Annotated in this window: 11 protein-coding genes; 3 read left to right on the top strand and 8 right to left on the bottom strand. The window is 45.5% G+C overall.

Annotated features, from left to right (window positions below; all coding sequences use genetic code 11):
- Nucleotides 1-148: 148 nt before the first annotated feature.
- Nucleotides 149-619, bottom strand: coding sequence for a nuclear transport factor 2 family protein (locus ACFGVR_RS09880; protein WP_448702650.1), 471 nt, complete (start codon nucleotides 617-619; stop codon nucleotides 149-151).
- 193 nt (nucleotides 620-812) lie between these two features.
- Here ACFGVR_RS09880 and ACFGVR_RS09885 point away from each other — a divergent pair, with 193 nt between their 5' ends.
- Both ACFGVR_RS09885 and ACFGVR_RS09890 read left to right on the top strand, forming a co-directional pair.
- Nucleotides 813-947 carry a hypothetical protein gene (locus ACFGVR_RS09885; protein WP_448702651.1) on the top strand — a complete coding sequence of 45 codons (135 nt, stop codon included), beginning with the start codon at nucleotides 813-815 and terminating at the stop codon, nucleotides 945-947.
- Between the two features lie 441 nt (nucleotides 948-1,388).
- Nucleotides 1,389-2,051 carry a GDSL-type esterase/lipase family protein gene (locus ACFGVR_RS09890; RefSeq protein WP_448702652.1) on the top strand — a complete coding sequence of 221 codons (663 nt, stop codon included), beginning with the start codon at nucleotides 1,389-1,391 and terminating at the stop codon, nucleotides 2,049-2,051.
- 5 nt (nucleotides 2,052-2,056) lie between these two features.
- Here the strand turns inward: ACFGVR_RS09890 and ACFGVR_RS09895 are convergent, their stop codons facing one another.
- From ACFGVR_RS09895 to ACFGVR_RS09910, 4 genes are all read right to left on the bottom strand, one after another.
- Entirely contained in the window at nucleotides 2,057-3,322 is a 1,266-nt protein-coding gene (locus ACFGVR_RS09895; RefSeq protein ID WP_448702653.1) for an asparagine synthetase B, read from the bottom strand.
- A 378-nt stretch (nucleotides 3,323-3,700) separates the two neighbouring features.
- Nucleotides 3,701-4,165, bottom strand: a complete 465-nt coding sequence (locus ACFGVR_RS09900; RefSeq protein ID WP_448702654.1) for a hypothetical protein — start codon at nucleotides 4,163-4,165, stop codon at nucleotides 3,701-3,703.
- A 299-nt stretch (nucleotides 4,166-4,464) separates the two neighbouring features.
- The gene (locus tag ACFGVR_RS09905) at nucleotides 4,465-4,863 is read right to left on the bottom strand and encodes a hypothetical protein (RefSeq protein WP_448702655.1); all 399 of its coding nucleotides are present in this window, start codon (nucleotides 4,861-4,863) and stop codon (nucleotides 4,465-4,467) included.
- A 99-nt stretch (nucleotides 4,864-4,962) separates the two neighbouring features.
- Nucleotides 4,963-7,632 (bottom strand): glycoside hydrolase family 2 protein, encoded by a 2,670-nt coding sequence (locus ACFGVR_RS09910; RefSeq protein WP_448702656.1) that lies wholly within the window; start codon nucleotides 7,630-7,632, stop codon nucleotides 4,963-4,965.
- 643 nt (nucleotides 7,633-8,275) lie between these two features.
- Between ACFGVR_RS09910 and ACFGVR_RS09915 the strand changes: the two genes are divergently transcribed.
- On the top strand, nucleotides 8,276-9,493 hold the full coding sequence (locus ACFGVR_RS09915) for a discoidin domain-containing protein (RefSeq protein WP_448702657.1): 1,218 nt from the start codon (nucleotides 8,276-8,278) through the stop codon (nucleotides 9,491-9,493).
- A 245-nt stretch (nucleotides 9,494-9,738) separates the two neighbouring features.
- Here ACFGVR_RS09915 and ACFGVR_RS09920 read toward each other — a convergent pair whose 3' ends face one another.
- From ACFGVR_RS09920 to ACFGVR_RS09930, 3 genes are read right to left on the bottom strand one after another with little or no spacing between them, the layout of a single operon-like run.
- Entirely contained in the window at nucleotides 9,739-10,713 is a 975-nt protein-coding gene (locus ACFGVR_RS09920; protein WP_448702658.1) for a PorP/SprF family type IX secretion system membrane protein, read from the bottom strand.
- 26 nt (nucleotides 10,714-10,739) lie between these two features.
- Nucleotides 10,740-12,185, bottom strand: a complete 1,446-nt coding sequence (locus ACFGVR_RS09925) for an MBG domain-containing protein (RefSeq protein WP_448702659.1) — start codon at nucleotides 12,183-12,185, stop codon at nucleotides 10,740-10,742.
- A gap of 27 nt (nucleotides 12,186-12,212) precedes the next feature.
- Nucleotides 12,213-12,896, bottom strand: coding sequence for an Ig-like domain-containing protein (locus ACFGVR_RS09930; protein ID WP_448702660.1), 684 nt, complete (start codon nucleotides 12,894-12,896; stop codon nucleotides 12,213-12,215).
- Nucleotides 12,897-12,913: the final 17 nt, after the last annotated feature.

Consider the following 12,913-nt stretch of genomic DNA (forward strand, 5'->3'; position numbering starts at 1 on the left):
CTTAATATTACAGCAGTAGACGGCCATAAATTAAAGCCTATTTTATAATAAAAATATCACCCTAAAAGGGTGATATTAATTAAATTGATTAGTTAAGTATAAGATGCTTTTTAAAGCATAAAGTTACTCAACATTGTAAAATAAAATGCTAATTAGCTGTAGCCACGGCCGGAACTGTGCCCGAAGCCTGATCATTGTTTTTAAACAGCCTGCACACCTGGGTTATTTTCCACTCGTTATTTTCGTTCTTTTCCATGGTGATGAAATTTTGTTGTTTAAAATTGGCGTACTGGAAATCGACCCTTGCTAATATGATCGCGTCGCTTTTGGCAATAATTTCATATTCGCTGGTGCAATCCTGTTTGGTGGCGTCGGCTTTCATGCGTTCAACCAAATCGGATTTATACTGAACGATCACCTTTTCGGCACGGGGCATTTTAATGCGCACATCGTCGCTAAGCACTTTATCGAGCTTTTTAAAGTTTGAATTAACATAGCTATCGATATAATCGTCGATAACGCTTTCGTAAGTTGGAGCCTTATAAGTTTTTGAGAAACTGTTGTTGGTTGTGACCAATAATCCGATGATCATGCAAGCCACTAAAATTTGATTTTTCATTGTGCGGTTTTTTTTAACAAAAATGGGGGGTGGTTAACCTTAGTAAGTATGTAAATAACACCCAACGGATGTGCAGATAACACCTATCTGTTAACGACTGTAAAATGCTGAAATGTTAAAAAAGAGAGGTTTTGAAAAAAAGTGGTAACTATTTGAAATTTGCTGCGTCTTATGAGTATCAAAACCTGCCATTATGAAAACATTAGTCTTGCTCATCATGATAACCGGAGGCGCATACATCTTATCTGTGCCACCAGACAAGCCGGCTAAAAAGCACCATGTTTGCAATCAAACCTGCAGCAAAAAGAAATGCGACGAAGCACAGTAAATGGCGCTAAAAAATAAAGTCACACCCTCGCGGTACGACTTTATCAATTTTCTATTTACCCTTAATGAGAGCATGAAGATGCTCATATAAGCGCGGCGTAAAGGTACAGCAATGCCCAATAACGAAATAGGCCAATAACACCTTAAAGATGTGCGGATATCACCAACCGGATTGCGGGAACTTAAATTGCAGGCGGTATTAAAATCAAAAAGCTATGCCCTCGCGGCATAGCTTTTTGTGATTTCTATTAACTCACTTATAAAACAATTAAACGGTTACCCGGAAGTGTTTATGTAAAGGTATGCAGGTATAAACAGATAATGCCGGGTGATATCACTGTATTTTAATGTGGAAATCACGGTAAATAAGGCAATAACAGAAACCCCTGTCAATTTTTGGATAGCAGGGGTTTTAGAGCGGGAAATTTTCTAAATTTAGCTCATGAAAAAAATTATCCTGGTGTTATCGTTACTGCTTAATGTATTTTTTGTAGCCAAGCATTTTTACTATAAAAAACCATCCCACGAAGTGAAAAATGATTCGCTTGTTACCTATACCTTTAACAAAGTAAAATTAATAAGTACGCAAAAAGAAATGTTCAACATGATGCCTTTTAGCGATGATGATGTACTTTTTATAGGCGACAGCGAAACCGCGGGCTTTCCTTTAAATGAAATGTTCGGAACTACGAAAATTAAAAACAGGGGGATAGGCGGTAATACATCGTATGATCTGCTTAAGGTTGTAAAATCATTAAATCATATTCCGAAAACGGTTTTTGCTATGATAGGCGTTAATGATGTGACCAACGGCATACCGGCTGATACAACAGTTAGCAATATCAACAAGGTTGTGAACGAATTAAAAGGGAGAACCATTTATTTTCAATCGATCATGCCGGTGGTTGATCAAGGTAATACCACTAAAATAATGGCTTACAATGCCAAAATAAAACAGTATTGCCTTGCGCATAAAATTACCTATATCGATCTGTTTCCGCACCTATTGGGGCCCGGACTAACTTACGACGGGGTGCATTTAAACGGCAAAGGCTATACTATTTGGAAAGATCAGATCACACCGTATGTAAAGCCATTGCTTTAAGCCGGTCAGGTTTTTTGCTTTTTCTTTTTTGCTGCCGGGAAAAGTACATTGTTTAATATCAACCGGTAGCCCGGCGAATTGGGATGCAGGGTAAGGTCGGTTGGGGGTTCGTTAAAACCGTGCTGATAATCTTCAGGATCATGGCCGCCATAAAATGTCCATTGCCCTTTGCCGTACTCGCCATGAATATAACGTGCCTCGTTGGCGCGCTTTAACTCGCCTAAAATAGTAACATAAGGTTTAAGCTTACTTTCGTTAAAGGCGGTGGCTAAACCTTTAAAGCCCTTGATCACCCGTTCATGATCCTGCGTAAGCATACTGGCTACCACATCCCATTTGGCCGAAAAATCAAACAAGGTAAAAAAGTCTTCGTCTTGCGGGATGTGGCGGGTAGGGCCATCGTCAATATCACTAAACTGGCGCCCAAAGCCCCCGTTTACCGTGAAATTTTGAAAGGCGAGCGTTTGACTAAAGTCGAGCTTGGCCTGCGCGTTAGGGTCGGTATCATCGCCATCGTATACAGCTTCGCAAATATCGGTATTGGCGGCGGCCAGGGCTATGTCAAAACTATCGGCACCCGAACACATGGCCAGTAAAAAGCCGCCGTTGGTGCAAAAATCTTTAATACGCTCCGCAACGGCCAGTTTCATTTTTGATACTTTTTTAAAGCCCATGCGGCGGGCCGTGGCTTCCTGCGTAGCCTTGTCTTCCATAAACCGCGACTGGGCCCGGCCGCGAAAAGACTGTTTACTGTATTGCCCGGTAAAATCTTCGTGGTGCAGGTGCAGCCAATCGTATTTAGTGAGCTCACCCTTCAGGATCTCTTCATCATAAATAATATCGAAAGGTATTTCGGCATATTTTAAAACCAATATCACGGCATCGTCGGAAGGTAAAACGCCAATTTTGGGTGAGTATACGGCCATGCGGGGCGCTTTTTCCAACTTTACCACTTCCATGTTTACCGATGGGTCGCTTATCTGGGTCACAATTTCATTGGCTTTGGCGTCGGCAATTACTTCGGCGCTGATGCCGCGGACCTTGCATTCGTCTTCGGTCTTTTTTTCGTATTTGCACATAAAACTGCCGCCGCGATAGTTAAGCAGCCAATCAACTTCGCCTCCGTTTTTGAGCACCCAAAAAGCCAGTCCGTACGATTTTAAATGATCCTTTTGCGCCTCGTCCATGGGGATCAATATCGAAGCTGCCCTTACTGATACAGTGATCAGCAATAAGCCAAAAGCAAACAGATATTTTGGGCAACGCTTCATCTACTCAAATATAACAAACAATATATGAAGGTATTGTGCGTGCCAATGTAAATAGTGTGATAGATTGGGGGGATTGTATTGTTGGGGATAATACCACAGGTGTTCTGAAGATTAGGTTTGCCATCAAAACTCCCTTCTTGAGAAGGGGTGCGTAAGGTAGTGTGGTGGCGGGGATGTGTTATTTTGCGTTAAAAAGGACACACCCCTCCCCCCCTCTCAAGAGGGGAATCGCACCAAGCCTCTACCTTTTTTTATTTTCCGAACACCTGTCGTGATAACACCAACAATGGGCGGGGGCAACTATTAATAACAATGCCGCCCTGTTACAGGCGGCATTGATTATTCATCTCGCAGCTTACAATGTTACACCCGGGGTGCTTAATTACAATCGTAAAAGGTCATCCCGTCCCAGCCGGTAGTAAGGCCGGTAGAATCGGTTACCCAAAGCTGTAAATACATACCCGGCTGGGTAGCTAAATGGATGGTAGCTGTATAACCCACTTCGGTATAGGTATTTGGTGTGTTCCATGAACCATAGCCCCATACATAAGTGTACGGTGGGGTGCCGCCGACTACATGGGCATCAAAAGTGTTGTACATGGCATTTGAATCGGCACAATCATTACCAGAGATCCAAAGCTCGTCAAAATCATCGGGCCTGGCCTGGTTTGATGCAAACCTGAAAACACCGGCATGTTTGGCGACCGCCATTTTATGGTTTGCCGGATGCGTGATTTGCTTGCTCACAGCAACATATTTTGCCGGCGAGTTAAATGATGTATTTTTTATTACAAATAATGCGACTACTAACAGCAGTGCTGCAGCGAATACTGATCTTTTCATTTTTTAAAGAATTGGTTAGATGTTTTAAAATTGGACAATAAAAATTTGTTGCAGGCGGGCGCCCGGCACAGAATGGTTTTGTAATCATTGGTTTTATTAGCTTGAGACTTATAATATTGCTAATATAACAGATATCATATTAAATAACCAAGCTTTTGTTATGAACAAGTTGGGGAGGATAGAAGGGTGGACGAAAAGAGTATATTGTTGGTGATAACACAAACAATGGCTGGGTAATAATGGGTGCCACTTTAACGTGGCATTTTTTATGCAATGCTGTGTGGATATCAATGGGGTAATTAGCGGTTGTATTTTTTAACCGGCAAACTAAAAATAAACCACAATAAATAAATAACAAGCCATGCACCAAAAGTGTATAATGCAAGGTTAAAATACGATAGCTGTGCCGAATAGTCGCTATGAATTTGGATGATAAGATCGATAGAGCGGGAATCGGTGTTTTTTTCTAATGCGAGGCTGGCGGTTTTGTTGCCTAAATCGGATCCGTATTTAAACGCTATCCCTAAAAATATCCATCCCAATAAAAAAAGGAAATAAGAGAGTTTAATTTTTTTACCGATGGGCCTTATATAAGTACTGCCCAATAAGGTTACTATACTGCCGCCGGTTAGGTACAGGCACCAATTAATAACTTTAGCGGATTGATCGACAACCTCTTTTACACCGGTAAGATCCATATTGAAATATATTACGCAATATAATATATTTCAATATGATTTTAAAATCAAAAAGCCGCCCGGGATACCCGTGGCGGCTTTTGATAAGGGATTGGCTTTTTACTTAACCGGTGCCGGCAGTGCCTGCGGCATGTTAAGCGTTAAGCCATTTTTAATATCTACTGCTTTCGAGTCGATCTTAACCGTGGCACTGGTCAGGCCATCGCGGGTGGCGGTAACGGTTATGGTGCCTGGTTTTAATGTGGAACGCACCATTACACGGTTAATACCACATTCGGTATCCAAATGCAGGTTATTGGTGCTGTTTAGTTTAGCGGCGTTGATACCACCGCGCCATACCAGCGGACCGGTAACGGCAAAGTCAACACGCGCCTCGTCGGTTGGGCAGCGGCGGCCCTGGGCATCAACCACTTCAAAATCAATAAAGGCCACATCGCTGCCGTCGGCTTGTAAACCCTGCGGACCGGTATGTACGGTTAGCTTAATGGCTTTTGCCGCACCAGCGGTTTGAATCTCTTGCTGGGCCACTACCTTGCCGCCTTTTTTGGCAACGGCTTTTAAGGTGCCGGGGTTAAAGGCTACATCCGCGAAAGCGTAAACAAAACCGGTTTGGCCCAGGTTTTTTGGCTCGGCTGTACCGGTAGCGCTGTAGTTATCAATAAACTCGATGGTTTTGGTTTGTACGCCCAGTGATTTACCGTTGAGGAAAAGCTCGACCTGATCGGCGTGTGATGCGGCTACATAAATAGTTTTTTTAGTGCCGGCGGGGTAGGTCCAATGGCCGATGATGTGCAGATCGGGCTGCTCATTTTGCATTACGCGCGAAACGTAGAACAGTGGTTTTGGTAAACGTACGCCATCAACCTTACCACTTACACGCAACACGTAGCTGCCTTGCTGCCGACCGTCGGCATCCGAATCTGAAAAATAGATAGACGAATAGCCCGACCATTTAGAGTGGGCCGCATCCTTATTATCAATGCGGTTGCTGATGTAAGCGTTATACCGTGCGGTACCGGCCAGTGCGAATGTTTCGCTGTTCCAGTGCCAGGAATCACCGCCCGGGCCGTTTGTTATTTTGGGTTTAAAGCCCATGTGCGGTGGGGTGTAATCGTCCCAGATGTTGCGGCCCGATTCGTCGCGGAAATCTTCGGTTTCGATCAGCGGGGCCTTATCGCGGCGGGCAATGCTGTAGCCACGGAAAATATCGTCGCCGCTGATCTTATCGGTTTGCGGCGCCTGGCCTATCATCACACCATAAAACTCAGACATGGGTGTTAAAGCTTTGTTGGCTTCGGTTTGGTCGTTATCACGGCTGCCCATTACGCGGCCGCCGTTAGGGTCGAGCTCCTTACGCAGGGCAACCATCTGGTTCATCTGCTCGGGGGTTACAATGGTATTGCCGGCTTCCCAGAATAAAATACTCGGGTTATTGCGGTATTGGATGATGGTGGCGCGCATTACTTCGGCGCGCTGATCCCACTGGCGGCCGGTAACCATGCGTTCCTTATCGCCGGCAGGGCAAACGTTAACAATGCCGAAGCGGTCGCAACCGTCAACATCGGCAGGCTCGGGCGCAACGTGCATCCAGCGTACATAGTTGGCATTGGTTTCGCGGATCATGGCGAGGGTATAATCGTGCATCCAGTTAGGATAGGCACCACCCAGCCCGGCCCAATCATCAGCCGAGCGCTGCGAGTAACCGGTTAGCCAAACAAACTTCCCGTTAAGATAAACACCGCCTGTACCTACGCCACCTTTAAACTCGGCCTTGCGGAAGCCTGTGCGGGTATCCAGTACATCGGCCACTTTGCCGTTAACGGTTAAAATGCTGTATACATGGTATAGGTACGGGTCCTTGGGTTCCCAAAAACGGGCGTCGGTTAGCTGGCCCTCGGCAGTTAAAATTTCGTGCTGGCCGGCTACCAGGTCGGTAGTGTTACCATCAAGTTTGGCTTTGATATTACCCTGGTTATCAACCACTACGGCAGATAAGGTGATGGATGCATAATCGCCGGGGGCCTCGTTGGCTACTTCGGCCTCAATTTTAATGGTAGCGGTTTTTTTAGTAAGGTCGATATTTTGCGGGTAAATATATACGCCGGTAGTTTTTAAGTTGTTAAACAGCGGCAGGGTTTGGTAAATTTTACCGGTTACGATGAGGGATGAGTTGCGGTTAAGGCCGCCAAAGTTGGGATTAAAGTCCTTTGAGTTCCACTGGAAATTTACACCTGTGGCTTCTTCTTTATAACTTGTGCTGTTATCAACCTTTACAGCGATCACGTTATCCTGGCCGCCAAATTTGGCGAATTTGGTAATATCCAAACCTACGGCGGTGATGCCGTTTTCATACAGGCCGGCAAGCTGCCCGTTTACATAAAAGTGAGCAGCCTGGCGCAAACCGTCGAATTGTAAAAATACTTTTTGGCCATCAGCTGTAGCGGGAAGCTTAAAATGTTTGCGGTACCAGCCAATGCCGAACATTTTTTCGCTTTGATCCCCGCCACCGTGACTGATGTATGAGCGGTAACTGTCGACCTCGTTCCAGGTATGGGGCAAGCTTACGCTGGTCCATTTCGAATCGTCGAAACCGGGTTTATCGGCGCCGGTGGTATCGGCGCTAAAGGTAAACTTCCAGTCGGGATTAAAGTTATAGGTTGCACGCGGCGATGCCGGAGGCGCATAGCCTGCAGGTTTGGTACTTTGGGCCTGCGTGTGTAATGCCAGCAGCACGCATACGATTATTGAGAGGAACAGGTGTTTCTTCATAACAAGTATTTATCCGGTATTGATAGGGTATGATAATTAGTTGGGGCAATTTGTGCAAGTTTGGCGGTTTTTACAACCTGTACTGTCCTGCTTAAGACGTAAGTCGCATAATTGTGACAGTTGTTTACTGATTGAAGGATTGATCTATTGATTGACTGATTGTTTGGTTTCGCTGTTACAACGCCCGATTTGAGATGCACGGACTAATAAGATCCGGATTGCAAATCCGGACCAACAGTAGAGAAAAGAAGTTAAAGGTTTTGTATTGGAAATACCCCAAAAATACGTATATTGTATAAAGCGCAAGGCTAAATAATTACGAATTTGATAATGAAGTATTGTAGATCAGGTGAAAATACCGACAAATACCCACCTGTTTATGACGTTTACGTCAGGGTGCATTACGAAAATGATAATTCAAAAATGATTGCAGAGTTTGATACCCCCGGGGGCAATAGATAATCAAAGGATACCGACAAATACCCACCCTATGTTCGATGAATGGAGGATTGATTTATTGAATGACTGATTGCGAATCCGCAGGAAGGATATCTATGTTAAATAAACTGAATAACAGGCTAATATAGACGATTTTTAGCAGTGCTGATTTTGGTTTATTTGTATATCTACCAACGATAAACCAATGATGAAAAAACTATTTATTGCCCTGCTTATAGTGGGGTGCTTTGCATCATGCAAAAAAAAGCAAGCCACGCCTGATAATGGCGGACCAACTACTAATCCACCTGTTGTTGCCGGTACTATACTTTGGGATGGTGATGCCCCTAAAGGAAATTCGGTATGGAAGGTGGCCACAAATATTGAGGGTACCGGTACCATTACCACGGTTAACGATGCTACCTACGGGCCGACATGGAAGTTTGATAAGCCGCTGGGCAGCCACCGCACCGAATCGCACGCGGCAAATGGCTTTCAGGCCAAAGAGGGCGACGAGTTTTACATAGGCTGGCGCTGTAAGATAACCACGCCGCCTAATGTTGCCACCAATGCCGTTTTTCAATGGAAGGCCTATGGTGATAACCAGCAGCAGGATTACCCGATACTGCTTAGTACAACATCGGGCGGCAACATACACCTGATGTATTATGCACCGGGCGGGGCCGGCACCGAACTGTGGAAAACCAAGCTCGATATCAATGCATGGAACCGTTTTGTGCTGCGGCTTAAAATATCAAGCAATGCTGCCAATGGCTATATTGAGTTTTGGTACAATGGCGAAAAACAAACGCTGGCAGGCGGATCACAGCGTTTTGCCGGCCGTACGCTTGATGCGGATTATTGCGACCCGAAATGGGGTGTTTATGGTGGGGATGCACAGCATATGATCAATTACATCAATCAGCCGCGGATTGCTACCACTTATGAAAAGGCTGAGCACGAAAAGTTAAACGAGCCTGTACCCGACCCGGCACCGCCACCGGCAACAGTACCGGTTGACCCGCCAAGCCTGACGATCAACAGGCCGATAACGGCCAGCAGCCAGCTTAGCGGGGCCAGCGCAGCCAACGCTGTTGACGACGACCTGGATAGCTATTGGCAGCCATTGGCAAGTGACCGTGCCGATTTTAACCTTTGGCTGGCGGCCGACCTAGGTACGCCGCAACCCTTTAACGCCATGCGAGTGTTTTGGAGCCGTGCCGATTTTACAGCCAAATACCAGTTGCTTTATTCGAACGACAATGTAAACTGGAGCGTGGCTTTTGAAAAGAGCGCGAATATTACAACGATAGAAAAAAGCAGTTTCCCGGAAGTAACGGCGAGATATGTTAAGTTAAACATCACCCTGAGCGAAAGCGGTACGAACCTGACAACGGCGGAATGGCGGATATTTAAGGAATGATGGAGGGAGTTAAGAATCAAGAATCAAGAATCAAGAGTCAAGAAAAGGGGCGGGAATGGAGGCTAAGCATCATCATGGTGCCATCGTATCTGGGCCGGGTTGTTTATTTGCAAATGTGCACATCTGCATATCAATAACCGCCCGGCCGCTTGCCCGCCCTACTGGCTGGAACAGGCAGGCGTTTTGCGGTTACGGACGGCTTTGATAATAATTGATGATAGGAAGGCTTAACATATTTTTGAGATTTATCTGAAATAGCATTTTTCGCTGCCTGGAGTTACGTCGCCTTTATGCAGGTAAATACCCAGTGATATTTCGTGTGTGCCATAGTTGTAGTTACCCAGCGTTGTGGTTGAATAATCAAAAGCATAGCCTATACGCAGTTTCTCGGTAACAAAAAATTCGACCATAGCTATTGCCGCGTTTGTTTTTTGCAGACCGCTTGGCAGGTTGGGTTTATTGTATAGCGGGATCGCTGTGCGATAAGTGCCGCCAACCCATAAACGTTCGCTTAAAAGCATAAACATGTTGAGATCGAGGCTGGTTGGCCCTGCGCGATCGTCTTTGATCAGAAAAGATGGATTGAGCTTGGTATCATCATTCAGATCAAAAATGGTACCTGCGGTTAAATAGTAGTGCGGTTTGGGTACGGGTACCAGTAATGATTTATCCTGCTGCATATTTTGCGCTACCAGGTTATCGGCCGAAAAGCCTGCGTAAAAAGTGTTGGTGCTAAACATCACTCCCGCACGTGCATCGGGAAAAAGCGCGCTGACGCCGGAAGTAGGTATATAATTATCGCCCTCTTGCACGGCATTAAGTTTGGTGCCATCGATCGCGGCCTGTACAAAGCCGAGGCTCATACCAAAAGATAAGCGGGTACCATCGTCCTGACCGATAGGTAAATGATAAGCCAGGTTGAAATTGGTAGCCAAACTGCTTTGTGCGCCAATTTTATCGGCCGCTATAAGCATACCCAGACCAACTTTAGTATCGGCTACAGAGGCATCCCCTGCAATGGAAAAACTTTGCGGAGCGCCGGGGAAACCCGTCCACTGCGAGCGGGCGAACGAATGTACGTAGAAATCCTGTTTATAACCCGAATAAGCCGGGCTGATGTAAATACCGTTAAAAATATATTGGCTGTACTGGGCATCCTGCTGGGCCAGGGCGCCAAAGCCAGTTACTACTAAACCTATTATAAAAAACAATCTCCTCATAGTATGCGCACTAATTGTTATTCATTTTATTTTGTTGCCACTGCCGACCGTAAAAGGGTTACGTACCCTTTATAGATATCGGATTTGCTGTTGCTGTTGACCTTTAAAATATAGAAGTATGTACCCTCGTTAAGGCCAGGTGCGGTCCACTCGCTCCGGTAATCTTTCTTTTTATAGACCACGTTACCCCAGCGGTTAAAAATGGTGATCTCGTTATCCGGATAGAAGTTTAGGTTAGGTATGATAAAGGTATCGTTCTTACCATCGTTATTTGGTGTAAACACGTTAGGAATATATAAACCGTCGATCTCTTTTTTATCAGCTGATTCGTTATTAGCGAGGTTTACATCGGTTTCGGCAGATGATACCGATGCCGAATTGACGATAGAGCCGTGCGTATTGGCCTTAACCTGCAGGGTTAATACCGCTTTGGCATTTGCGGCTACATTGCCAATTTGCCAGGTTATGGTACGGCTGCCGGTATCGTAAGCAGCAATACCTGTAGTAGTACTGGCTATGCTTACATAATCAAGCTCTGCGGGCAGCGCATCTTTTAACTGTACCTGGGTTGCAGGCATGTTGCTTTTGTTTTCGACGGTAAGTGTGTACTGGTACATTTCACCAACGCGAACGCTACGGCTTTCGGAAATCTTAAGCACCGACATATCAACAACCTTATCAACTACATTGAGTATACCCGGCCTGTAGGTGATCTGGTAATTACCTGCGGTAAAACCCGTTGGCATGATATTATACCGGCCCACATCAACCGAACCTATGGCGCTACCGGTAAAGGCAAGGCTGCCTTGCAGCACCGAGGTGTTTTCGCCGTTAACAAAACCCGAATATACTACGCCGTTACCCTTGGTGTAAGGTTTTCCGTCTTTATACTTGGTATCATTATTAGCGGTGATAACGAGCGGTACTTTGGTAATTGTAAGCGTTGCATCACGATAGTTGATCGTGTATTTATTTGATTGCGCACCTGAAACAGTAATTGGGTAGTTGCCCACATTACTGCTTATGGTAGCTGTTGTTGCTATAGTTGGTAACTTGGTGAGTACTGCGGGTCCGTCGCCATTTACAAAACCCTGGTACGTAAAGGTAAGCGGCGGGTTTGGCGAACCGTATGGCCGGGTTTTATTATCAGCAATAATCCACAGGTCAGGTGCGATCTGTACCTCTATCGGTTCGGATATGGCTGAAGGGCAACCTTCTTTACTATAAGCTATTACCGTATAAACACCGGCATTACCGGTCCTGAAATCTTTAATGTTGGAGTTGGTTATAGGTTTACCGTTTAGGTACCATTGGTAAAATGCGGCACCGCTGGTAGTGGCGTGCAAAGTTATCGAATCGCCTTTTTTTATAATTACACTGGCAATGGGCCCGCCATATTTGTGCACAGTAAAACCTGCCGCTGTAAAAAACAGCAGCAGGTTAACAAGCAATATCAAATAGCGTTGCTTCATCAGGTGTCAGTGTATACTACACAGTAATTACGGACCAGTGATAATAACAGGTTTGGTTGGTACAGGTACAACAGTAATGCTTGTAGTTGTAGTTGAGAAGCAATTGCTGTTTAACGTGTATGCCACAGTTACGCCGAATGTTAGGGTAGCCGCTGTTGATTCGTTTACGGTATATGTGCTTGATGTTGCACCCGGAATATCGGTACCGTTGCGGGTCCACTGGTAGGTGTAGGTATAACCCGAACCATTAACCGGTGTTGCACTTAATGTAGCACTGGTTTGGCCGCTGGCGCAAACGTTTGAACTGCTTGCATTAATAGCTGCGGTTATTGGCGGCAATACAAAGATGTTAAACGGATCGGACGAAGCGGAGGTACAACCCGTAGAGTTGATCTGCACCAATTGATAGGTGTAGTAACCGGCACCGCTTGGTGTTTCGGTATAGGTGGCGCTAGGGCCGTCTTGCACCAGCTGCATCGTACCATCGGGTTTCTTTTTATACCATTGGTAGGTATAGCCTGCTGTTGGAGTTGTTTTTAGCTGGATCTGGCCGGCGTTACAAATAACCTGTTGTACTGCGGCGGCGCTGGCAGGCGGCGCGGTTACGGCATCAGTTGGGCCGCTGAAAGGCGTTTGCGCGAAGGCCGAACTGATGATAATAGTTAAAAGCAGGGCGAGGGTTGCTTTTAAGATCGTAAATTTGTTTTTCATAGCGTGTTAATTTTTGT

The sequence above is a fragment of the Mucilaginibacter aureus genome (genome assembly GCF_053514885.1).